The sequence below is a fragment of the Metabacillus sp. GQ13 genome, from assembly GCF_059758525.1.
In genome coordinates, this window is the sequence record NZ_JCAXET010000027.1 from 20,432 (window position 1) to 43,661 (window position 23,230).

General features: G+C 35.3%; 17 protein-coding genes and 2 pseudogenes. 16 read left to right on the forward strand and 3 right to left on the reverse strand.

Annotated elements, in window-relative coordinates; translation table 11 throughout:
* The first annotated feature begins 95 nt into the window (after positions 1 to 95).
* The 5 genes from AC6CHR_RS23465 to AC6CHR_RS23485 all read left to right on the forward strand — a co-directional run bounded on the left by AC6CHR_RS23465 (position 96) and on the right by AC6CHR_RS23485 (position 6,523).
* Positions 96 to 1,550 carry a class I SAM-dependent DNA methyltransferase gene (locus AC6CHR_RS23465; RefSeq protein ID WP_498251555.1) on the forward strand — a complete coding sequence of 485 codons (1,455 nt, stop codon included), beginning with the start codon at positions 96 to 98 and terminating at the stop codon, positions 1,548 to 1,550.
* Positions 1,547 to 2,731 carry a restriction endonuclease subunit S gene (locus tag AC6CHR_RS23470; RefSeq protein WP_498251556.1) on the forward strand — a complete coding sequence of 395 codons (1,185 nt, stop codon included), beginning with the start codon at positions 1,547 to 1,549 and terminating at the stop codon, positions 2,729 to 2,731. Before AC6CHR_RS23465 ends, AC6CHR_RS23470 begins: the two co-directional genes overlap by 4 nt.
* 12 nt (positions 2,732 to 2,743) lie before the next feature.
* Positions 2,744 to 5,065: an EcoAI/FtnUII family type I restriction enzme subunit R gene (hsdR, locus tag AC6CHR_RS23475; RefSeq protein WP_498251557.1), complete on the forward strand. Its 2,322-nt coding sequence runs from the start codon at positions 2,744 to 2,746 to the stop codon at positions 5,063 to 5,065.
* Positions 5,066 to 5,259: 194 nt separating this feature from the next.
* Positions 5,260 to 6,273 carry a TIR domain-containing protein gene (locus AC6CHR_RS23480; protein ID WP_498251558.1) on the forward strand — a complete coding sequence of 338 codons (1,014 nt, stop codon included), beginning with the start codon at positions 5,260 to 5,262 and terminating at the stop codon, positions 6,271 to 6,273.
* Between the two features lies 1 nt (position 6,274).
* Positions 6,275 to 6,523, forward strand: a complete 249-nt coding sequence (locus tag AC6CHR_RS23485; RefSeq protein ID WP_498251560.1) for a hypothetical protein — start codon at positions 6,275 to 6,277, stop codon at positions 6,521 to 6,523.
* Positions 6,524 to 6,911: 388 nt separating this feature from the next.
* Here AC6CHR_RS23485 and AC6CHR_RS23490 read toward each other — a convergent pair.
* Positions 6,912 to 7,100: pseudogene (locus tag AC6CHR_RS23490) on the reverse strand (tyrosine-type recombinase/integrase); the annotation flags it as partial.
* A gap of 94 nt (positions 7,101 to 7,194) precedes the next feature.
* On the opposite strand from AC6CHR_RS23490, the gene AC6CHR_RS23495 reads away from it, so the two are divergent.
* The gene (locus AC6CHR_RS23495; RefSeq protein WP_498251561.1) at positions 7,195 to 7,764 is read left to right on the forward strand and encodes an SF0329 family protein; all 570 of its coding nucleotides are present in this window, start codon (positions 7,195 to 7,197) and stop codon (positions 7,762 to 7,764) included.
* Between the two features lie 732 nt (positions 7,765 to 8,496).
* Here the strand turns inward: AC6CHR_RS23495 and AC6CHR_RS23500 are convergent.
* Entirely contained in the window at positions 8,497 to 8,706 is a 210-nt protein-coding gene (locus AC6CHR_RS23500; protein ID WP_498251573.1) for a DUF1413 domain-containing protein, read from the reverse strand.
* Between the two features lie 144 nt (positions 8,707 to 8,850).
* On the opposite strand from AC6CHR_RS23500, the gene AC6CHR_RS23505 reads away from it, so the two are divergent.
* The 7 genes from AC6CHR_RS23505 (at position 8,851) to tkt (ending at position 15,566) form a co-directional block, all read left to right on the forward strand.
* On the forward strand, positions 8,851 to 10,341 hold the full coding sequence (locus tag AC6CHR_RS23505; protein WP_498251562.1) for a BglG family transcription antiterminator: 1,491 nt from the start codon (positions 8,851 to 8,853) through the stop codon (positions 10,339 to 10,341).
* On the forward strand, positions 10,331 to 10,783 hold the full coding sequence (locus AC6CHR_RS23510) for a PTS sugar transporter subunit IIA (RefSeq protein ID WP_498251563.1): 453 nt from the start codon (positions 10,331 to 10,333) through the stop codon (positions 10,781 to 10,783). The genes AC6CHR_RS23505 and AC6CHR_RS23510 overlap by 11 nt, the downstream gene beginning before the upstream one ends.
* Positions 10,780 to 11,097: a PTS fructose transporter subunit IIB gene (locus AC6CHR_RS23515; protein ID WP_498251564.1), complete on the forward strand. Its 318-nt coding sequence runs from the start codon at positions 10,780 to 10,782 to the stop codon at positions 11,095 to 11,097. The genes AC6CHR_RS23510 and AC6CHR_RS23515 overlap by 4 nt, the downstream gene beginning before the upstream one ends.
* A 29-nt stretch (positions 11,098 to 11,126) precedes the next feature.
* A complete protein-coding gene (locus AC6CHR_RS23520) occupies positions 11,127 to 11,579 on the forward strand; it encodes a PTS sugar transporter subunit IIA (RefSeq protein ID WP_498251565.1) in 453 nt (150 codons plus the stop codon).
* Positions 11,580 to 11,608: 29 nt separating this feature from the next.
* On the forward strand, positions 11,609 to 12,700 hold the full coding sequence (locus AC6CHR_RS23525) for a PTS fructose transporter subunit IIC (RefSeq protein ID WP_498251566.1): 1,092 nt from the start codon (positions 11,609 to 11,611) through the stop codon (positions 12,698 to 12,700).
* Positions 12,701 to 12,838: 138 nt separating this feature from the next.
* On the forward strand, positions 12,839 to 13,549 hold the full coding sequence (gene alsE, locus AC6CHR_RS23530; RefSeq protein WP_498251567.1) for a D-allulose 6-phosphate 3-epimerase: 711 nt from the start codon (positions 12,839 to 12,841) through the stop codon (positions 13,547 to 13,549).
* 10 nt (positions 13,550 to 13,559) lie between these two features.
* The gene (gene tkt / locus AC6CHR_RS23535) at positions 13,560 to 15,566 is read left to right on the forward strand and encodes a transketolase (protein WP_498251574.1); all 2,007 of its coding nucleotides are present in this window, start codon (positions 13,560 to 13,562) and stop codon (positions 15,564 to 15,566) included.
* Positions 15,567 to 16,132: 566 nt separating this feature from the next.
* Here the strand turns inward: tkt and AC6CHR_RS23540 are convergent.
* On the reverse strand, positions 16,133 to 17,881 hold the full coding sequence (locus AC6CHR_RS23540; protein WP_498251569.1) for a methyl-accepting chemotaxis protein: 1,749 nt from the start codon (positions 17,879 to 17,881) through the stop codon (positions 16,133 to 16,135).
* Positions 17,882 to 17,963: 82 nt separating this feature from the next.
* On the opposite strand from AC6CHR_RS23540, the pseudogene AC6CHR_RS23545 reads away from it, so the two are divergent.
* The 3 genes and pseudogenes from AC6CHR_RS23545 to AC6CHR_RS23555 all read left to right on the forward strand — a co-directional run.
* A pseudogene (locus tag AC6CHR_RS23545) lies at positions 17,964 to 18,159 on the forward strand (SF0329 family protein); the annotation flags it as partial.
* Between the two features lie 467 nt (positions 18,160 to 18,626).
* Entirely contained in the window at positions 18,627 to 21,569 is a 2,943-nt protein-coding gene (locus AC6CHR_RS23550) for a phosphatase PAP2 family protein (protein WP_498251570.1), read from the forward strand.
* A gap of 732 nt (positions 21,570 to 22,301) precedes the next feature.
* Positions 22,302 to 23,075, forward strand: a complete 774-nt coding sequence (locus tag AC6CHR_RS23555) for an APH(3') family aminoglycoside O-phosphotransferase (protein ID WP_498251571.1) — start codon at positions 22,302 to 22,304, stop codon at positions 23,073 to 23,075.
* Positions 23,076 to 23,230: the final 155 nt, after the last annotated feature.

Below are 23,230 nucleotides of genomic sequence, written 5' to 3' on the forward strand. Positions count from 1 at the left end.
GTGTTGTATAATTACTTAGTGGAAATGGACGAGCTATTAAGATAGTTAAATAATTTTTAATAGAAATGGAACAAAAGGCTGGAGGATGAAAAATAGTGTTTGAACTTACTTTTAAAAATATAGACGATGTACTTTGGAAAGATGCGGGTTGTGGGAGCGAATTAGATTACATAGAGCAAACTTCTTGGATCCTCTTTCTTAAATACCTAGATGATCTTGAGAAAGACAGAAAAACAATGGCTGAGTTATCAGGGAAGCCATACAAGGACATCATTATTCCGAAATATAAATGGGAAGTCTGGGCAAGTCCTAAAGATGAGAATGGTAAATTAGATCATCATAAAGCATTGACAGGTGACGACCTTAGAGACTTTGTAAATGATGAGTTATTCCCTTATCTCCAGAAATTTAAATTAGATGCTACAAATGCAGATACAATTGAGTATAAAATAGGTGAGATATTTTCTGAACTTAACAATAAAATCCAAAGTGGATACAATCTTAGAGAAGTTATTAATTATGTAGATGAATTAAGATTTCGTTCACAGGCAGAGAAACATGAGATGTCACACTTATATGAAGATAAGATTAAAAACATGGGTAATGCTGGTCGTAATGGGGGTGAATATTATACTCCTCGTCCTCTTATTAAATCTATTGTCAAGGTTGTAGATCCAAAGATAGGGGATAAAATTTACGATGGAGCTGCAGGATCTGCGGGGTTTTTAGTTGAAGCTTTTGAATATTTAAAAGAGAGTAAGAATTTAAGCACTTCAGAAATGGAAACCTTACAAAAAAATACTTTTTATGGGAAGGAAAAGAAGTCGCTAGCTTATATTATTGGAATTATGAATATGATTTTACACGGGATTGAGGCACCTAATATTATTCATACAAATACTTTAACTGAGAATATAGCCGATATTCAGGAGAAGGACCGATTTGACATCATACTTGCTAATCCTCCATTCGGGGGCAAAGAACGAACCGAAATTCAACAAAACTTTTCAATAAAGACCGGAGAAACAGCATTCTTATTCCTACAACATTTTATAAAAAGTCTTAAAGCAGGTGGACGAGCTGGTATAGTTATTAAAAATACTTTCCTTTCTAATTCAGATAATGCATCCATAGCCTTACGTAAAATGTTATTAGAAAGTTGCGATCTGCATACAGTGTTGGATTTACCTAGAGGGACTTTTACTGGAGCTGGTGTGAAAACTGTTGTTCTCTTTTTTGAAAAAGGAAAAGCAACAAAAAATATATGGTTTTATGAACTAAATCTCGACCGAAACCTAGGTAAGACTAACCCATTGACCGAAAGTGACTTGGCTGAGTTTATTAAATTTCAAAAAAATAAAGTTGATTCTGGGAATTCTTGGAGTTTGAATGTGACTGACGTAGATACTACAACCTATAGTCTTCAAGTGAAAAATCCTAATAAAGAAAATCAAATATCGTACCGTGAGCCCCTGCAAATACTCAATGAGATAAAGGAGCTTGATAGTGAAAGTGCAAAAATTCTAAGTGGGATTAGTGGTCTAGTATGAAAAAAAATTGGGAAGTAAAGATGCTGGGAGAAGTATGTGAATTTCAGGGAGGATCACAACCACCTAAAGCACTTTTTTCAAAAGTTAAACATAAAGATTATATTAGGCTTATTCAAATTAGGGACTATAAATCAGATGATAATATTGTTTATATCCCGAAAAGCAAAGCAAAAAGATTTTGTGATGTAAATGATATTATGATAGGGCGATACGGGCCACCGGTATTCCAAATATTAAGAGGCTTAAAAGGTGCTTATAATGTAGCTCTAATGAAGGCTATTCCAGATGAGAATGTAATCTTTAAGGAGTATTTGTATTTATTTCTTAAGTATTCTAAGATACAAGATTATATTATTAACCTCTCGCAAAGAGCTGCTGGGCAAACTGGAGTTAATAAAAAGGCACTAGAATCATACCCTATTGTTGTTCCTCCTCTAGATGAACAACGGCGTATTGTTGCGATTTTGAGTGATGTTATAGGATCAATTTATAAAGTAATAGATAATACGGAAAAAAATATTCTGAACTCTCGCGAGCTTTTCGAGGCGCATTTGGAAGGTGCTTTTACGAATCAAGGTGAGGATTGGAGAAGGGTTAATATTGAGGAAGTATGTGAATCTATTATAGATTGTATTAATAAGACTGCTCCATCAGTAGAAGGACCGACTCCTTTCAAAATGATTAGGACTACAAACGTAAAAAATGGTCAAGTGAATATAGATTCTGTGAAATTTGTAACTGAAGATACTTTTAAACTCTGGACTCGTCGTCAGATTCCAAAGCGGGGGGATGTTATTTTGACACGTGAGGCTCCATTAGGGCAAGTTGGTATGATTCAAACAGATGACCATGTATTCTTGGGCCAGCGTCTGGTTTCCTATAGAGTAAATAGTTCAATATTGGATAATAAATATCTGTTATATGCATTTCGATCTAATGATTTGCAACAGCAGATACAATCATTGGCTTCGGGTTCGACCGTTCAGCACATGCGAGTTCCCGATTCGAAAAAATTGCAGGTAAATCTTCCTCCTCTTCAAGAACAGAAGAGTATTATAGATAGATTAGAAACACTTTCAGCAGAAACAAAAAGACTAGAAGAAATATATCAACAAAAACTGACTAACTTAGATAAATTGAAGAAATCAATTACACAGAAAGCATTTAATGGTGAACTCTAAGGAGGTTTAAATATGAATGAGGCTGAAACAAGAGCGGAACTAATTGACCCGAAGTTAAGAGAGAGTGGCTGGGGAGTAGTTGAAGGTTCAAAAGTATTACGAGAGTTTCATATTACTGCTGGGAAAATTCAAGCCGGTGGTCGTGCAAAGCCAGTAATTGCTGATTATATCCTTGTTTATAATGGACTTAAATTAGCGGTTATAGAGGCGAAGAGTGATGAACTAGAAGTAGGAGAAGGAGTAGCTCAAGCTAAAGATTACGCCTTAAAGCTAAAGTTAGATTATACATATTCAACTAATGGTAAACAGATTTATGAGATGTGTATGAAAAGCGGAAATGAAGGGTTAGTGACTTCTTTTCCTACTCCTATCGAGTTATGGAATAGAATCTTTTCTGATCAAAACGAATGGAGAGATAAGTTCAATAGTGTTCCCTTTGAAGATGTAGGAGGAACAAAAAGCCCTAGATATTATCAAGAAATTGCTATTAATAAGACAGTCTCAGCCATCGCAAAAGAAGAACCAAGAATTCTACTTACTCTAGCTACTGGTACAGGAAAAACCTTTATTGCATTTCAAATTGCATGGAAGCTTTTTCAGACACGTTGGAATATTAAACGTGACGGGGCACGTAGGCCACGCATCTTGTTTTTAGCTGATAGAAATATTTTAGCCGACCAAGCGTTTAATGCTTTTTCTGCTTTTCCAGAGGATGCTCTGGTGCGAATAAACCCTAAAGAAATTGGGAAAAAGGGAAGAGTTCCTACAAACGGAAACATTTTCTTTACAATCTTTCAGACTTTTATGAGTGGTAAGGATAATAAACCTTATTTTGGTGATTACCCTCCCGATTACTTTGATCTTATTATTATTGATGAGTGTCATCGTGGCGGAGCTAATGATGAGAGTAGTTGGCGGGATATTTTAGAATACTTCCATCCTGCTGTTCAATTGGGATTAACTGCAACTCCTAAGAGAACTCATAATGCAGACACGTATAAATACTTTGGTGAACCAGTATATGTTTACTCTCTAAAAGAAGGCATAAATGATGGATTTCTAACTCCTTTTAAGGTGAAAAGAATTAAAACCACTATAGATGATTATATGTATACATCAGATGATAATGTACTTGAGGGAGAAATAGAAGAAGGAAAACTATATACTGAAAATGATTTCAATAGAATTATTGAAATAAAAGAACGCGAAGCTAAACGAGTAAAAATTTTCCTTTCAGAAATTAATCAAAGGGAAAAAACAATTGTATTTTGTGCTACCCAACCTCATGCAGCACTTATTCGGGACCTTATTAATCAATATAGTAACAGTAAAGATCCTTTATATTGTGTTCGTGTAACTGCGGATGACTCAGCTCTAGGGGAGCTTTATTTACGTGACTTTCAAGATAATGAGAAAACAATTCCAACAGTTCTCACAACCTCTAAAAAGCTATCTACTGGGGTTGATGCCCGTAATGTTCGTAATATAGTGCTTATGCGGCCCGTCAAACAAATGATTGAATTTAAACAGATTATTGGTAGGGGAACAAGACTGTATGAAGGTAAGGAATTCTTTACAATTTATGACTTTGTTGATGCTTATCTAAATTTCAATGATCCAGAATGGGATGGTGATCCAGTAGAACCAGAGCAGAAAGAGCCAAGGGGCCCAAGAGGTCCAGATAATCCAGGAGACCCTGGTGATCCAGGAGATCCGGGTGATCCAGAAGACCCAGGGGAACCTAAGAAAAAAATAAAGATAAAACTAAGAGATGGAAAAGACCGAGAAATCCAACATACGGTTGCTACTAGTTTTTGGAGTGCGGATGGAAAGCCTATTTCGGCTGAAGAATTTTTAGAAAATTTATATGGAACCCTTCCTGACTTTTTTAAAAATGAAGAAGAATTACGTGAAATATGGTCAAATCCTAAAACTCGAAAAGCATTATTAGAGAAACTCGCCGATGCAGGGTATGGAAAAGATGAGTTATCTGCATTGCAAAGTTTAATAAATGCAGACAATAGCGATTTGATTGATGTACTTGAATTTGTTTCGTATGCTATTAAGCCGATTTCAAGAGAAGATCGAGTAGAAAAAGCCAAGTCCAATATTTTTAAGGATTTAGATGATAAAGAAAAAGAATTTCTTAAATTTGTGCTATCCAAGTACGTAGAGACTGGTTTTGAAGAGCTTGATCAAGAAAAATTACCACGATTACTTGAATTGAAATATCATTCGATTTCAGATGCGTTGGAAGTCCTTGGTGACGTAAGTAGGATCCAAGAAACGTTTACGTCTTTTCAAAAAGCCTTGTATCAACAAGAGGCATCTTAATGTTCCTATTCTATTCTAAAATGGAGAATAGAAACATCTAAACAAAAATAAAAGCTCGCCAAAAATGGCGGGTTTTTTAGTGTGTCAAAGATCCTTAGTGACAACAAATTATTATTGAATAATAGACAAATGTCCAAATAATTGAAAATATTTGTTATAATTTAGTAAAAGTATTTATTTGAAGGGGAAAATACATGTCTACTGAAAGTTTTAAACCTGAATTATTTATAGGATCTTCAAGAGAAGCAATAGATTATTCTCGTGCTGTCTACCAAAGTCTATACCGAGTTGCCCAAGTCACTCCTTGGTATACTGCATTTAATGCCAATGAATACACGATGGATGCATTAGAAGAAAAGTTGGACCTAAGTGACTTTGGAGTTTTTGTTTTCGCAGCAGATGATGTTGCATTACATCGTGGTAAATATATTTTCATCACAAGAGATAACACTATTTTCGAAATGGGTCTGTTTTGGGGCAAACTCCGAAGAAAGCGTGTATTTGCAATTGTTCCTGAGGAAGTCCAGGAGAGGGATGACTTAATCGAAAATCAAACGATAAAAGATTTTCACATACTTTCTGATTTACAGGGTCTAACAATCTTAAGGTACCAACAGGCAGTACGTGGGAATTATCAAGGCGCTGTGGATCTTGCCTGTGGTGAAATATCTAAAGCAATAGAAAAAGAAGGTCCTTTTAGAAGTCCTTCAGATGACATAAGAGACGTTGAGTTTCAACTTGACATAAAACAGAGCATCCTTTCGTTCTTTTATGAATACAATAAAAATACTACGGTTGACCAAACTGAAAAATATGAAGCCTTAAGTGAAGCTGTTAGAAATTCCTTTTTAGCTCCTGATGGATTTCGTATAACTGGTTCAGCCATTTGGAAAAAAGAAGGGGATGAAGGAATCGGTCAGGTAAGTGGTAATGTAGGTAAAGGAAACTTCTATAAGTTTGAAGGTTATTCCTCAGGACAGGAAAGTAAAATCTCTGTGGTAGAGGCCCATTTTACTGGTCAGTGGCAGTTTTTCCAACGTAAACATGTTGCTATGGAATATGTATTATGTTACCCTTTAGGAAAACACCATGTTGTATCAGTGCATATAATGGGTAGGCCTATTATGGAACAAGAAGACTTGAAAGAAATTGTTGAAGTTAACCAGGAATTGCTGGGCACTATAAATCAATTTGTTGGAGGGATATGAAATGAGTAGAAATGGTATTAGATGGACTGGTTCTAGTTTTAAATCTGCAAATGTCCGAACAAGGCTTAAATATCATCCTACTTCATCGAAGGTACCCAACAGAGATAATGTGTTTGTCGGTCCTACAGTAGATGGTAGCAATTCTGAATATATAAAAGTCGCTATCGGTCCGGCTGTAGTAATTGATTCAGAGTATAAAAAAGTTGCTAGTGGATCAGTGAAAAACCAAAAACCAACATTTGCAAAATAGTTGAAGATAAGTAATTAAACCGTCTAGCTAAATAACTAGACGGTTTTTGATTTAATTTATTAATAAGTAGCACAGATGCTCCTTTTTTGATAATGATAGAGGTAAAGGTTATATATTTAAATGTATCAATTATTTAAAAGTGGAGTAACAAAAGGGTAACATAACCCTGTATTAATCCATTAATTTACGTTAAAGATGTTACATTATTGTCCATAAGAAAGCCTTTAATGACGCGGGTTAATTAACTTACGTTAACTCACATTAAACATGTTACAAAACAGTGGACTTATGGGCGGCATGATGTAATAAGCCGTTCCAACCCCTGATATGACTGGTTTTTGTAGTAAGGTGAGAGTGAAATGCTAACATTTTTCTAACATAGAGGATTTTAATCGAGGCTTCTCATGAGTTCAGCGAACTTTTGGGAAGCTTCTTTTTTCATTTCTTTCGTTACGTGGAGATAAATATTTTTCGTTATTTGATCATCTGAAAGGCCAAGTCTGTCCATGATTTATTCCAGTGGGACACCAGCCTCTGCAAAAAAAAGCGATGTATGTGTATGTCTTAAAGAGTGTGGGATTTAGTATGATCGATGTGTGGGTTATTGTATTATGGATAATAGAACGACTGCCTCAATAAATATTTATAATATAAAAATTAAGGAGAATGACATGGCCTGGAGTAAATTGAAGCAAAATCTGGAGAGTTTTCTTTGTCCTGCATTATATGGAAGGGTCGAATACCTTGCAACCAGCTACCGTTATTTACCTGATAAATCAGGACTTTGTTATATTGCGGTAGATAAAAAGAATGTACTCAATATGAGTGATATAACTACCTTAATCAGATGGTATCAGACGGAGTTGGAAATTAAGAATGATTCAGATATCCAAATTCCAATCAACAATGAAGAAATTGAAACTGTAAGAAAAGAAACCAAAGGGATAGTTCCGGAGGATCGTCTACAAGTAATTGCAAGAGGTAGAAAATTATCAGAATATGCAAAGGAACTTTTGTCAGCGCAATCATCATTAAGTAAATCGAATTTTATCGTTGTAGCTAATAAGTTCCTATCCACTTCTATAGAGGAAAGCATAGAGAGCAATGATATCCTTTTGAATATTCTAGCTCTGGTGGACAGACGGGTTGGGAAAAAACGAATTTTAAACATGACAGAGAAGATGAAGTTAAAGCATCCAATTGTGCAGTATTTTTATGAACTACGGCTTAGTACGTTATGATAATAAATAACTCTTGACCTGAACATCATTTATTACGAAAAATGTACCGCCGTGTAGATTTTAGTTTTATTCATGAGCATGTAAAGCAGGCAATGTCGAGAAGCAATTGAATAACTTGATAAGGCACAAGCTACAACGGATACAAATTACTATTCTTGATGAGGCAATAGAACGTTTACAAGTATAAGAAAAAATGTATATGAAACCCTTATAATGAATTTGTTAATGAGCAACGTTTTAAAGCATTTGCATTAAAGAGAAAATAGTACAGTAACAAGTTAACCTGATATTAAGTTACTGGAGCAAAATATCCTTCTTCATGTCTTTAATTATACGTTTTGTATAATTTGCCCGATAACAACTAAATAGACACATTACAACAAACTAAGCCTGCTCAAACGATATTTTGAGCAGGCTATTTAATTTGTCTATAAAACGGTGGTTTTGTGGATTTATAAATTTTGTAGCTTACAGGAATTGTTCCTAATTGTTTTTAGTCTCTTATCCCATTTTGTTGAAGAACCGTTTACGGTAGACGATGAAAGAAAGCTTTCAATGTAACTATACTGGTAGTCTAAGTTGTTTTAATCATTCTTAATCTTATAATGAGTAATCCAGTGTTGTAAAAATAGAAAGTATAGTACTCTTTTGTATAGCTTGCTCCAGTTTATCCTATAATGACATTTCAACTATCCTCCTTTTGATTTGTTTATTTCGATGGTTTTGTTGATATTATAGACGTTTATAAACAGCAGCGTTGTCGGAATCTTTGTGAGAAAATACGTATTTTTTAGATAAAGGAGATTGGATATTTGCTACTTCAGTGAAAAATTTAAGTCCAAGAGATAAGCGAGAACGTTTACTGAAATTAGCCCATTTTTGTTTTGAGTAACGTTCTCGGGTTTTAAATTGATGGCCATTTGGAAGGGAGACAAGGACAATTTCCGTTGGCCCTACTAACGTTTAAATAGAGGCGAAAACCTTAAACCTTATAGAATGGCTAAAAAAAGTGACCGTTGCAACGGCCATTTTCCAGCGAAACGTTTATCATATTATAGGTTAAAATTATATCAGGGAGGCAAGGCGATGAGTTCAAAAAGTAACCATGAACAAGATCTGTTACTGTTTCTTTCGAAAAATCAGGGTTATGTTACTTCAAAGGATCTGCTAGAAGTACTAAATGTTTCTCAAAAAACAGTATATCGTTTAATAAATAAAATTAACAACGAGTACGAAGGCGGCCCTTTAATTATATCTGAAAGAGGGAGAGGGTATAAACTAGATTACGAAAAATTTATTAACTATAAAAAAAGCAATTATAAATACAAAGAAATACAATTTTCTCCTAACGAGAGACGTAAACGAATTATGGAAGAATTATTGTTGTCTTCGCCTAAACCTATAAATGTTTACCACTTATTTAGTCATTATAATGTAGGAGACTCCGTTACTTTTAATGACGAACAAATAATGAGCGAAGAGCTTAAAAAGTACAATTTAGTTCTAGAGCGAAAAAACAGAACACTAGTCATAATAGGGGAAGAAGTTAATATTCGGAAGGCCATTAAAGATATTATTGAAATCTTTAATACGATTGATATTGATGATTTAAAAAAGAATCAAGAACTTAATTTTAATCAATACGATGTTTTGCTAATATCCGATCAATTAAGAAAGATCGAAGAAGATTTAGATATAACGATTCCCTATCCATATAATGTAAATATTTTCTCGCATTTATATATACTACTAAGTCGCTCAAGAAAAGTTCCTACTAGACTGTTTACTGATAAGATTTCTAATGAAGAAATGGAAAATATGAAAAGAGATATTTTGTATCCGGTTGCAAGAGTAATTGTCAATAATATTGAAAAATATTTGAACAGTTCTTTGCCAGATAGTGAGATTTATTTTCTATATCAGTATTTAGTGTCATCAAGAATGCAGGGATCTCTTGCTAAAACTTCCGCTTTTTCAACAGAAGTTATCCAAGTGACTAAAGCATATATTGAAGGAATGAGTACTAGCTTAGGAATTGATATAGACAGTCAGTCTATTTTTACTGATTTAGCCAACCATATTAAACCGATGCTTAATCGATTGCATCATAAAATTCGAATTAAAAACAGCTTGTTAAGTCAGATTAAGGTAACGTATGAAGAAGTATTTTTGGGCGTAACAAACGTATCCGAATTGGTAAGTGAAAAAGTTAACTTACCAGCCATAAATGATGATGAGAATGGGTTTATCACCCTCTATTTTGCAAAAGCTCTTGAAACGGGCAAACATCAACGCCCAATAAAAACACTAATTATGTGTACGACAGGAATTGGAACTTCAGAACTTTTAAAAGCAAAAGTTTCAAAGAAATTTCCTGAGTTAGAAATTGTTGATGTAGTAGCATCACGAAATACCCAATTGTTAAAAGAGAAATACTCAGATGCTGAATTGATCCTGAGTACTGTTCATATTAAGGAAGAAGTACTTATTCCTTATTTATTAGTGAGTGCGATGTTTACAATTGATGACCAGAAGAGACTTCAGGGAAAGATAGAGGAAATTTATCATGGAGATTAATTCAATCTATCAAGTTTATTTTAATTGTGAGTTAAATACAAAAGAAGAAGTACACTCTTTTATTTCTGAAATCGTATGTCAGGATAATCTTTCGCAAAAAGAGGAAGTCATCAATCAATTAAATGAAAGAGAAAAAGTAGGCAGCACATTAATCGCTGAACATGTGATGTTGCCGCATATCGAAAGCAATCAAATAAAGAAGAGTCAAATACTATTTATCCGTTTAACAAATCCAATCCGATCATGGGATTTCCAGACAAAGGATATCTGTTTATTGATTGTTATTTTATTAAAGGAAAATGAAAGCGTTGAAATAAAGAAGGGAATATCCTTATTCACCCGAGCTTTAGCAGATGAAGAGTATATAAACCGATTATTGAATAGTCATGAAAAAGAAAATTTCATTAAAGAAATTTCAAAAAAACAGGAGGAATATTCATGAAAATTGTAGGAGTTGCAGCATGCACAGTTGGGATCGCACACACATATATCGCACAGGAGAAATTAGAGAACGCCGGAAAGAAAGCAGGCCATGAAATTCATATTGAAACACAAGGAACGATTGGAACAGAGAATGAATTGACTCAAAAACAGATAGCCGAAGCAGACATCGTTATCCTAGCTGCAGATGTTAAAATCGCAGGAAGAGAACGTTTTGAAGGGAAGAGAATCATCCAAGTTACGACAGAAATAGCTGTTAAATCACCAAATAAATTAATTGAAAAAGCGGCAGAGGTTGTTAGTCAAAAGAAATAATGAAAGTCATTGAATAGGAGGGGAAAATGATGGAAGTAAAAGATATTGTCGATATAAATTCAATCAAAACCAACATAAATGTTAAAAGTAAGGAAGAAGCCATCCAAGAATTAGCAGAGGTGTTGCTACAAAATGAATACATTACAGATATTAATGAGTTTTTAAAAGATATTTATGCTAGGGAAGCAGTGGGACAAACTGGAATCGGAAATTACATTGCGATTCCTCATGGTAATAGTCATTCTGTAAAAAAAATAGGAGTAGCGATTGGGATTACGCAGGAAGAAATCCCTTGGGAGACACTCGACGGGAAAGGTGTAAAAGGAATCATTCTTTTTGCTGTTGGAAAGGACAATGATGGAGCACAACAACATCTAAAATTATTATCACTATTTGCAAGGAAATTAGGGAACGATGAAGTCGTTGAGAAAATGCTACAGTCGAAAGATGCTGAAGATGTGAAAGATGCTTTATGTAATTAAAAAGACTTGTAGTAAGAGGAGGGGTAAAAATGAGTGGAATAAAAAAACTAAATCTTAAAGGTCATTTATTGACGGCAATTTCATATTTGATTCCAATTGTTTGTGGAGCGGGTTTTTTAATCGCAATTGGTATGGCTTTTGGAGGTACTAGTCAAGGTACATTAGTACAAGGTGAGTTTTCCATTTGGGATGCTTTAGCAACTATGGGTGGGGCAGGTTTAGGTTTACTACCTGTCGTTATTGCTACCGGGATTTCTTATTCAATTGCAGGAAAACCGGGGATTGCTCCAGGTTTTATTATAGGTTTAACTGCTAATGCAATTGGTGCAGGATTTATTGGTGGGATTTTAGGAGGTTATTTATCGGGTTATCTTGCTGTAGCTGTTTTAAAACATTTTAAAGTTCCTAGATGGGCTAAAGGATTAATGCCAACTTTAATTATTCCATTTTTCACCTCTATTATTGGTGGGTTAATCATGGTTTACATTATTGGTATCCCGATCTCTGCTCTTACATCGTTATTAACAAATGCATTAAACGGTTTAGGGTCTTCTTCATTGTTAGTATTTGGTGGAATTATAGGTTTATTGAGTGGAGTTGATTTCGGCGGTCCCATTAACAAGACTGTCTTTGCCTTTGTATTGACAATGCAGGCTGAAGGAGTTAATGGACCTATTACAGCCTTACAATTAGTAAATACAGCAACACCAATTGGATTTGGATTAGCTTACTTTATAGCAAAAATCTTTGGGAAAAATATCTATACACGAACAGAAGTTGAGACTTTGAAATCGGCAGTTCCAATGGGTGTTGTTAATATTGTTGAAGGTGTCATTCCTATTGTTATGAATGATATTGTTCGTTGTGTAACGGCAGTAGCAATTGGTGGAGCGGCTGGTGGAGCAGTATCTTTGGTGTTAGGAGCAGATGCAACTGTACCATTTGGTGGCGTATTTATGTTACCAACGATGTCGCAACCATGGACAGGAGCTGTAGCCATATTAGTGAATGTTCTTGTAACAGGTATAGCCTTGGCTCTGATTAAGAAAAATGTGAAGGAAGACGAGCAAGTAGAAATTGAAGAAGATGATATTGATATAGATGATATTCAAATTATTTAAGAAAAATGTAAGTACAATTAAATGTTAAGAGGTAGTTAATGTAAACGTAGCAATACTTTAGGGCTAATGGGTGTGGTGACGCTAAACCCTACCATTATTTCTAAAGAAAATAGCAGTTTTGTGGAGGGTAAACAGAGTATGAAAAAAGTAGAATTTTCACCATCATTGATGACAATGGACTTAGATAAGTTTAAAGAACAAATCACTTTTTTAAACAATCATGTAGATTCTTATCATATTGATATTATGGATGGGCATTATGTTCCCAATATTACATTATCCCCATGGTTTATCGAAGAAGTACGAAAAATAAGTGATTTACCTATGTCCGTCCATCTTATGGTAACGAATCCAAGTTTCTGGGTCCAACAATTAGTTGATATAAAGTGCGAATGGATTTGCATGCATGCAGAAGTACTTGATGGTTTGGCTTTTCGATTAATTGATCAAATACATGATGCTGGATTAAAAGCAGGGGTAGTATTAAATCCAGAAACGCCTATTGAAACAATTTTCCCTTATATTGAATTAGTAGATAAAATTACAATTATGACAGTTGATCCAGGGTTCGCTGGGCAACGTTTTATCGAAAGCACCCTTGATAAAATTGTAGCATTAAGAGAATTACGAGACGAAAAAGGATATCAATATGTTATTGAAATGGATGGATCATCTAGTCGGAAAACATTTAAAAGAATTGATGCAGCCGGTCCTGATATTTATATCATAGGTCGTAGCGGTTTATTTGGATTAGATGAAGATATCGAAAAATCATGGGAAATCATGTGTAAAGATTATGAGGACATTACTGGGAAGGTAGTCTTTAAAGAAAATAATAAAGGAGCGTAATAGATTGATAATGTTACAAACGAATCAAACTATTGACCAATTAGCTATCAATACGATTAGAACATTATCCATTGACGCAATAGAAAAAGCAAACTCTGGTCACCCAGGAATTACGATGGGGGCTGCACCAATTGCTTATATATTGTGGGCGAAGGAAATGAAAGTAAATCCTGCAAATTCAGAATGGATTAACCGTGACCGATTTATCTTGTCGGCTGGTCACGGTTCAGCCCTTTTATATAGTATGCTTCATTTATTCGGATATGGCTTAACGATTGATGATTTAAAAAATTTCCGTCAATGGGGAAGTAAAACACCTGGACATCCTGAATTCGGACATACAGCAGGTGTAGATGCAACAACAGGACCACTTGGTCAAGGTATTGGGATGGCTGTTGGTATGGCTATGGCAGAACGTCACCTTGCTGAGACTTACAACAAAGAAAATTTCAAGGTGATAAACCATTATACATACAGCCTTTGTGGTGATGGTGATTTAATGGAAGGCGTATCTGCTGAGGCAGCTTCACTAGCAGGTCACTTAAAGTTAGGTCGTTTAGTTGTATTATATGATTCAAATGACATTTCACTAGATGGGGACCTAAATCTATCTTTCTCTGAAAGTGTAGCAGATCGATTCAAAGCATACGGATGGCAAGTCCTGCGTGTAGAAGACGGCAATGATGTTGAAACTATACAAAGAGCGATCCAAGAAGCAAAGGCAGATACAGAACACCCTACTTTAATTGAAGTTAAAACAACAATTGGCTTCGGTTCTCCTAATAAGTCAGGTTCTGCAGCGAGTCATGGTGCACCTCTTGGAGAAGAGGAAGTTAAACTAACAAAGGCAGCCTATCAATGGGAAGCGGAAGAACCATTCTCTGTACCGGTAGAAGTAGAGAAGCATTTTGCTAGTATCGTAGAAAAGGGAAAAGCCACAGAACAAGCTTGGAATGAACTATTTGAAGAATACAAAGCAGACTATCCTGAACTTGCAGCGCAATTTGAGTGTGCTGTAAAAGGTGAACTTCCTGTAAATTGGCAAGAAGCACTTCCTGTTTTTGAATCAGGTTCAAAAATAGCAACGAGAGCATCTTCAGGAAAAGTATTAAATGCAGCAGCAAATGCGATTCCTCAAATGATCGGCGGTTCTGCTGACCTGGCAGGGTCTAACAAAACATTGATTTCATCGGAAAAGAACTTTGCGTTAGATGGTTATGCAGCACGTAATATTTGGTTTGGTGTTCGTGAATTTGCGATGGGGGCAGCATTAAACGGGATGGCTCTTCACGGTGGTGTGAAAGTATTTGGATCAACCTTCTTTGTTTTCTCTGATTACTTACGCCCAGCGATTCGTCTGGCCTCGCTAATGAAGTTACCGGTCACTTATGTATTTACACATGACAGTATTGCTGTTGGGGAAGATGGACCAACTCACCAGCCAATCGAGCACTTAGCGGCATTACGTGCAATGCCTGGTGTTTCCGTCGTTAGACCAGCAGAGGCGAAGGAAACAGCTGCGGCATGGCGTTTAGCACTTGAAAGTAAAGATCACCCTACTGCTTTAGTATTAACTCGTCAAGATCTTCCAACTCTTAAGGCTGATCAAGAACAAGTGTATGAAGGTGTAAAGAAGGGTGCTTATGTCGTATCACAAGCAAAAGGAGAAGTCGCGGGTCTTTTACTTGCGACGGGTTCAGAAGTAACACTTGCTCTTGAAGCACAGCAAGTGCTGGAAAATGAAGGCATATATGTTTCTGTAGTCAGTATGCCAAGCTGGGATCTTTTCGAACAACAAACAGTAGAATATAAGGAAAGCGTGATTCCTAGTCATGTAACAGCACGTGTTGCGATTGAATTAGGCTCTACATTTGGCTGGAGAGAATATGTCGGACGTACTGGAAAAATGATTACCATTGATCACTTTGGCGCATCTGCTCCAGCAAACAAATTACTGCAAGAATATGGATTTACAGTAGAAAATATTGTAGAGACATTTAAAAAAATCGTTAAGTAATTTAAGGTTCTAGCGAAATTACTTTCACAAGACATCTTGTTTGGTTTCCATTGACTTTCCTTTATGAAAAGACAATAAGTATATTTGAACAACTCATTGAGTTTCTCTTATTAAACGAAACGTCGGAATGTCCTTTTAAAAAGAGAGGATATAATAACAAATAAAAACGAGGCTGGGACATAATTAAAGAAATCATCCATAAAGACGAATAAATCTAAATTATACTAAAATATCCAATATATAATACTGTTTTCTATTAATCAGTTAAGCTGGAAAAACAAGTTCGTTCCATTGCGCTGCAGACACTCGCTTTCCACGGGGAGGAAGCTGAGCCTCCTCGGCTTCGCCTGCGGGGTCTCAGCCTTTCCTCTACTTCCCGTAGGAGTCGAGTGTCTTCCGCTCCATTCCACTAGTCCTTAAAAATAGTATGCAAAAGCAAAAAATCTATTGAAGACAGCAAATAAAGACCCGAACTATTAGGCGAAAGATTAATTGAAATATCACCTAATAATTCGGGTTTATCATTAGCTTAATACTTATGTCCCAGAGCCTCGTTTCTAAAATATTTATAAGGTGTATCTTTTCAAAAGATTATCTAATTCAGTATTCAATTCTGTTAATTGTTCTGCTGAATTCGCAACATTAGCAATTGCTTTAACTTGCTCTTCGATGGAAGAAGTAATTTCTTGTACAGAAGCAGCTGTCTGTTCAGATACGCTGGACGCACTTTCGACTCCTTCACTCATCAGCTTATTATATGTTGTCATGGTTTCCATTTCCTTATTAACAGCTAGTAACGCTTCTGCTATTTGCTTAACGGAAATAGACATCTGATTGAATTTGCTTTGTGTTAAAGCTACATCATTATTAAGCCTTTCAGCTGTCTTCATCGTTCCCTCTACCGTTTCGACGGTTTTAGTAGTTTCTGAAATAATAGTGGACACCACTCCGTGTACTTGGTGTGTGGCATTTTTTGATTGTTCGGCTAATTTTCTTATTTCATTGGCAACAACAGAGAAACCTTTACCATATTCACCTGCTCTTGCTGCTTCGATACTAGCATTTAGAGCTAATAAATTCGTTTCTTCAGCGATCGATTCAATTGTTTCCATCACTTTTGTAATTTGTTTTGTTTTAGTGTTTAAATTTTTAATTTCATTACTAACTTCTTGGGAAGACGCTATAGAATCAGCATTTGATCGCTGTAATTGATGAACAATCGCAATTCCCTCATTTGATATGACTTCTGTCTGCATCGTAAAGTTAGCCATAATCTTGCTATGATCTTCCAAGGTTTCTATAGAGCTAGTTAATAGTTCGACTCTTTGGTTGATCTCTTCCAAATCATTGGCCTGTGCTTGCGTACCTGTAGCAATTTCAGATACTGCTACTCCAACCTCTTCACTACTAGCAGAGGTTTCTTCGGAAATGGCAGATAAATTATTCGCCGAATCCAATAGATGTTCACTAGTATTCTTTACATTTTCAATCAGGTCTCGTAATTGTCGCGACATTTTATTAAATGCGACAGCCAATTGGCCAACTTCATCACTTGATTCGGGTAGATTAGTTACTTGTATATGGCCATCAGCAATTTCCTTTGATGCGTTAGCTACTTCTTTTAATATATTTATTTTACGTCGAGTAGCTATGTAAAAGACAAGTGAGCTAATCAGAATAAGTGCAACTGTTGCTGAAAAAATAATATATTGTAAGTTATTCAATTCTTCATAGAATTCCTCTTGAAAAACAGTAATTCCTATCGTTAAATCCCAAGGCTCGAAGTATTGCGTATAAGCTAATTTATCTTTAAAAGACCCGTCCGGCTGTTTGTCAGAATAAATGACATATCTATCTTTAACATTATTGGACTTTCCTCCTGCTATTATCTGTTCTCGATTGTTTCGATTTTGTTCATCAGATGGAGCCCCACCTAATTTAGAAGGATGAATTTGCAACACTAAATCTGCGTCATAAGCTAAGATATATCCATTATCTTTGTAAGTAAAACGGGATTGTTGATAATCGTACTTCCCATTTTGATCCACTGGTCCGTTAAGGATAATTCTCGCTTGTTGTAAACCTTCTTCTAGTGTCAATTCACCACTTTCAACTCTTTGATTTATTAATTCTATTGAAGAATAAGCCCCTTGTACAATACTAAGTAATTCTCTTTTACCTGATTCGATGAGATTATCTTTAGCGAAAATATAACTTGTTGAACCAATAATTACCACAGTAACAATTATAATCATTGTGATCAGAAGCATTAACTTACCGGATATGCCCTTCAATTGAAATTTCATCTTCTTCATTTGTTTTCCCCCAGTCTGAATATATATATTATCGACAATATTCGACGAATATTAATGTATTCATAATAATTTTCCAGTAGAAAGTAAATCGAATTTTATCGTTGTAGCTAATAAGTTCCTATTCAGTTCTATAGAGGAAAGCATAGAGAGCAATGATATCCTTTTGAATATTCTAGCTCTGGTGGACAGATGGTTTGGAAAAAACGAATTTTGAGAAGATGAAGTTAAAGCACCCAATTGTGCAGTATTTTTATGAACTACGGCTTAGTACGTTATGATAATAAATAACTCATCACCTGAACATCACTTATTACGAAAAATGTATCGTCGTGTAGATTTTAGTTTTATCCATGAGCTGGTCAACCTAAACTATAGTAGTTTTTTCATTTTCAGAATAACAAAAATCGTAGTCCGGTAATAACAGAATAGCTATGATCTATGAAGCCTATAAGGATTCTCTTCATAAAGAACGTGAATTATCCAGATTTGAGGAAAAATATAACTTTGATCAGTAAGAAGAGGGATATATCCACGGTACCTTATCACAATTGCAACAAAACCTGGTGCAGGCCAATAGCATTTTCTCTACTAATACTAAACCTGCTAATTTTTTTAATAAGTCTCTTCCCCTCTACGTGAAATTTACGAAATTTTAACAATTTCCCCTCATTCATTTAACAAACATCCCTTAAAGTGGAATTTGTGTGTTGAAAATATGCAACAGAAAAGGAGAAATAAAAAAGGTATGAAATTCATGAAAAAAATATCGATAATACTACTACTTGCAGTTCTAACTATGGCTTCTTTTGAGCTTCCTGTTCTGGCCGCTAGTCAATATTCTGGTCAGGAGCATTCAAAACCTTCAAAGCCACAAGGGACTACTGGAGAAATAAATACAAATCCTCTTGAAGTTGAGCAACCTTTACCAGCAGTGGATAATGGCGGAAATGCTAATGATTCACACTTAAAGAATATAGCTACGACTAATCCTTTTATAAGTATTTTAGATGGTTTTGATCAAGTATGGTCTATGAATCAACCAGATTGGAGAGACGGAACAGCGTTAACTAAACCAGGTGCAAATGGTGAGGTTGCTAATTATGGTGACGGACCTACCGTTTATTTTGATGGATATAAAAATGATGAGACAAAGTTAGTAGCGGATAAGAAAACATATGCTAACGAAGAAATCAGAGATTCAGAGACTTGGACAGCTAATATTAAGTATGTAGAAGACGTTATTAAAAACAGAACGGATGAAGAGGCGTTAGCGGCCTATTATGATGATCAAAGAGATAAGATATATAGTATGATGGAAGCTTATGGGCCTTTAGCTAATGCCTACGTCGATATCGTTAACCCGATCACAAGTGTTGTCAGATCAACAGAGGACATGAATAAAGTATTGGAAGAAACGACTGTTGAAGACCAAAGTCAAGGAATGGGACAATGGAATGGATCTGAACTTTCAGATGCGATGGATTTAGTTCAATTAATTAGATTTAGGAATCCTTCTTCTTCAAACCCTTCTAAGTATTTTTTCTCTTCTCCAAGACCGTACAGAATGAATTCAAATGGAGAAGTGAAAGAAGTTGTTGATAAGAACGGTTTACCTCTTTGGGAAACAATCGGCAGTGGTGAAAGTACAGTAGAAGAATTACCTTCAGGTGGTAAAAAAGAAACGGGAGAAAGACATTACCAACAATATGAAACGAATGTGGAAGTAATTCCTGCATTAGAATATGTAAAAAGAAAAGCGGAAGACGGGAGAGGTAAAGACGGAGCTTTTCCAAGCGGGCATACAAGTGCAGCTTATTTGTCAACATTCGGATTTGCATACGCAACACCCGAAAGATTTTCTGAATTTTTAACTAGAGCAGCACAAATGGGAGAAAATAGAATAGTGACTGGCATGCACTCGCCACTTGATGTTATAGGAGCAAGAATACAATCAACTGCAATGACTGCCTACGCATACAACCTTACAGAAAACCAAGAGGTATTGGATAAGGCTTATAAAAATGCTGGAGAAGTATTCGGTAAATTAGCTGCATCAAAAGAAATGAGCTTGTACGAATATGCACATATGGTAACAGAGGATTATACGTTTGAAAGTGCATACGATGAACAAAAATGGGAAGATCATGAAGTAAATAAAGCATTCTATCGGGAAAAACTTACATACGGATTACCTCAAACTGGCATAAAAGGTTTAGACCCTGTAGTACCAAAAGGGGCTGAAGTTTTATTGGAAACTCGTCAACCTTATTTTACTGATAAACAACGTAGAGAAGTATTGTATACCACAGAAATTGAATCAGGCTACCCTGTAATAGACGAATCAAATGGTTGGGGGAGACTTGATTTGGTAACAGCATCTGATGGATATGGTGCGTTTTTAAGCAATGTAACAGTAAATATGGATGCTTCAAAAGGAAGATTTAATGCCCATGATTGGTGGAGAAATGATATAACTGGCAGTGGTATGCTTACCAAGCAGGGGACAGGTACACTTACATTGACAGGAAGTAATAGTTATTCAGGAGGCACATTGCTGCAAGGAGGCACATTAGAAGCTACTTCTGCGACTGCTTTTGGTGAAGGCGATCTTTTTGTAGAAAATGGTACAGTTTTAGTTAATGTAGATGAACCTCTGAATTTAAACGGTAACTTAACAATGGAAGCTGGAAGCCTAGATATTGCAGTGGATAATGACAAACCTCAACTAAATGTAGATGGTCTATTATACCTTGATGGTGGGGATCTGAATTTGGATCTTTCTCATTATGAAATAGACAAGGCTGCGAATATTACTTTAATGACTGCTGACAAGGTGAAAGGTAAATTCGATAATATAACTGCAGATAATTACGAGGTAACTGTCACTTATAACAATAATAGTGTCGTTGCAAATATCGAAGCAATCGATACTTCTGATCCAGTTTCACCAGATCCTGAAGATTCAAAAGACCCTGTCGATCCAGAAGATCCCGAGGATTCAAAAGCTCCAAAGAAACAAACCAGTGTTACCTTAACACCTGACGTTACCAATGGCGAGGCAACGATCGAAACAGATTCGCTCCATCAGCTAGCTGATCATGGTGAATTAAGAATAGATTTACGTGATCATAATGATTCTGTTAACCTAGCATTTACTTCTGACCAAATAAAATGGCTGAAGGAGCATCGTATAACGATCATCATTCAGTTGAAAAATGTCAGCTTGCAACTAGCTGCCTCCAATTTCACTAATGCATCCGAGGCTGCATCAATTCAGTTAGAGCGTTTAGCTGATATAGATCAAGCATTGAGTGTGGTCTATGATTTTGAAATCAAACAAGGCGAAAAAGAATTAAATACCTTCGATGAAAAAGTGACACTGACTTTTTCTGTTGATAGCAACAGAGTAAATGATAAAAATCAGGTGCAACTATTCTATTTGAATCCAGAACTCGAAGAATGGGAAGCAATCGGCGGAGAGTGGCAAGATGGAAACGTGACAGCACAAACCGATCACTTCAGCACCTATACCGTTTTTGAACAGGAAGAAATAGAGCAACAGCCTGTAACGGACGACGGACAAAAACTACCGGAAACTGCCACTACGATCTATCAGTACTTATTAGCAGGGTTTTTACTCTTCTTAAGTGGCATGTTCTTCCTCTTCATGAGAAAAAGAAAAGCATAATTGTTTAGGTAGATAAATATATGAAAATATCAAACGGATTAGAAAACCAAATCTCAAATGATTTGGTTTCTTTCTTTGTTTTGTATCCATGTTAATAATTATCATACGAAATCACAGATCAATCTATTTTTTTTTTGTTTGACGATACTTTTCCTTATGCGGAACAACAGTCTTTTTTGCCGGTTCATCCTTTAACTTAACCTTTAACCCGTGCTAAATAGTATATTCATTGGCTGTAGTGATAAAAAGACTATTTAGCTATCTTTAGAGCGTTACGGAGAACCATATCGTTTTGTAATATAAGGTAAACACCACTACATCATTCTATCTGCTTGAATTTGCTAACATTTTGCTAAAGCAATCCAGTGAAAAACAGTAACACCCCGTCAAAGATGTTACAGATAGTAATTTGTAAAATATTGGAATTGAGTATCTGTGAGTGGGCTATTGTCGTTTTGTATTACAGGTTGAGACACAACAAGTTGTTATTTTTACTAATAAGCACCTAAAAGGATCTTCGATTGAAGATTCTTTTTTTATGCCGATAACATCTGATTATGTTAATTAAATGGTACGAACTTTCTTTTTTAGAAACGTTGTTCAAGTAAAGGGAGAGATCTTGGAATATGACTAATTTTAATGATAGATCAGTTGAAGAAGGGATTGTAAAATTACTGTAGAAATAATTAATTATATAAAGAGTAAGTCTTTGAAAGTGGTGACAATGAATGAATGAATGAAGTTCCACAAAGCTTAGCAAGATTTACTAAGGGATATACATGGGAACAAATTACAATCGGTCAGTCAGATGCTATGACTTTCTTGTTGAAAGGTTCTACTAATAATCAATATCTTAAAATACAACCAAATAATTCTATTGAAAATCTGTATCAAGAGAAAGAAAAATTAGAGTGGTTACAGGGGAAGCTATCTGTACCAGAGGTACTTTATCATGACACGGATGAAGTAAATGAATACCTATTAATTACAGAAATAAAAGGTATTAATGCATCCGATAAATCAAATAAAGCAAATTTATCTTTATTAATTGAGCAATTAGCATTAGGGCTAAAAACAATACATAGTTTAAGTATCGAAAGTTGCCCTTTTAATCAAAATTTGGATATTAAAATTGAAGAGGCAAGAATAAGGGTTAAAAATGGTCATGTTGATGAAGAAAATTTTGATGAAGTAAGAAAAGGTTTTAAATCAAGGGAACTCTTTGATGAACTCATTTCAAAAAAACCAATAAATGAAGATCTGGTCTTTACTCATGGTGACTATTGCTTACCCAATATTATTATTGATGGAGGGAAAGTAAGTGGTTTTATTGATTGGGGGAGAGCAGGAGTTTCCGACAGATATCAAGATTTAGCTTTAGTAATTAGAAGTATTTACTATAATTTTGGAAAGGAATATATTCCTTTTTTTCTTAAAGAGTATGGCGTTAAAGAATTTGTCGAATCAAAAATCTTTTACTATCAACTTATGGATGAGTTTTTTTAATTTATTTAAATGATTGAGGTACCATTTAAGCAGATGGTGTTAAACTATTTGCCTAACCACTCATAGAGGGTTAACTAAACTATGTCCATGGAACGATACTAACTCCAGCTAATTAACTAAGCCTGTTATCAGTATTGAAAATGGGATCTGTGGTT

What these genes read in the sequence shown, in the direction of transcription:
- AC6CHR_RS23470 (WP_498251556.1), top strand. Translation starts at nt 1,547, where the DNA reads ATGAAAAAAAATTGGGAAGTAAAGATGCTGGGAGAAGTATGTGAATTT.
- hsdR (WP_498251557.1), top strand. Translation starts at nt 2,744, where the DNA reads ATGAATGAGGCTGAAACAAGAGCGGAACTAATTGACCCGAAGTTAAGA.
- AC6CHR_RS23480 (WP_498251558.1), top strand. Translation starts at nt 5,260, where the DNA reads ATGTCTACTGAAAGTTTTAAACCTGAATTATTTATAGGATCTTCAAGA.
- AC6CHR_RS23485 (WP_498251560.1), top strand. Translation starts at nt 6,275, where the DNA reads ATGAGTAGAAATGGTATTAGATGGACTGGTTCTAGTTTTAAATCTGCA.
- AC6CHR_RS23495 (WP_498251561.1), top strand. Translation starts at nt 7,195, where the DNA reads ATGGCCTGGAGTAAATTGAAGCAAAATCTGGAGAGTTTTCTTTGTCCT.
- AC6CHR_RS23505 (WP_498251562.1), top strand. Translation starts at nt 8,851, where the DNA reads ATGAGTTCAAAAAGTAACCATGAACAAGATCTGTTACTGTTTCTTTCG.
- AC6CHR_RS23510 (WP_498251563.1), top strand. Translation starts at nt 10,331, where the DNA reads ATGGAGATTAATTCAATCTATCAAGTTTATTTTAATTGTGAGTTAAAT.
- AC6CHR_RS23515 (WP_498251564.1), top strand. Translation starts at nt 10,780, where the DNA reads ATGAAAATTGTAGGAGTTGCAGCATGCACAGTTGGGATCGCACACACA.
- AC6CHR_RS23520 (WP_498251565.1), top strand. Translation starts at nt 11,127, where the DNA reads ATGGAAGTAAAAGATATTGTCGATATAAATTCAATCAAAACCAACATA.
- AC6CHR_RS23525 (WP_498251566.1), top strand. Translation starts at nt 11,609, where the DNA reads ATGAGTGGAATAAAAAAACTAAATCTTAAAGGTCATTTATTGACGGCA.
- alsE (WP_498251567.1), top strand. Translation starts at nt 12,839, where the DNA reads ATGAAAAAAGTAGAATTTTCACCATCATTGATGACAATGGACTTAGAT.
- tkt (WP_498251574.1), top strand. Translation starts at nt 13,560, where the DNA reads ATGTTACAAACGAATCAAACTATTGACCAATTAGCTATCAATACGATT.
- AC6CHR_RS23540 (WP_498251569.1), bottom strand. Translation starts at nt 17,881, where the DNA reads ATGAAGAAGATGAAATTTCAATTGAAGGGCATATCCGGTAAGTTAATG.
- AC6CHR_RS23550 (WP_498251570.1), top strand. Translation starts at nt 18,627, where the DNA reads ATGAAATTCATGAAAAAAATATCGATAATACTACTACTTGCAGTTCTA.
- AC6CHR_RS23555 (WP_498251571.1), top strand. Translation starts at nt 22,302, where the DNA reads ATGAATGAAGTTCCACAAAGCTTAGCAAGATTTACTAAGGGATATACA.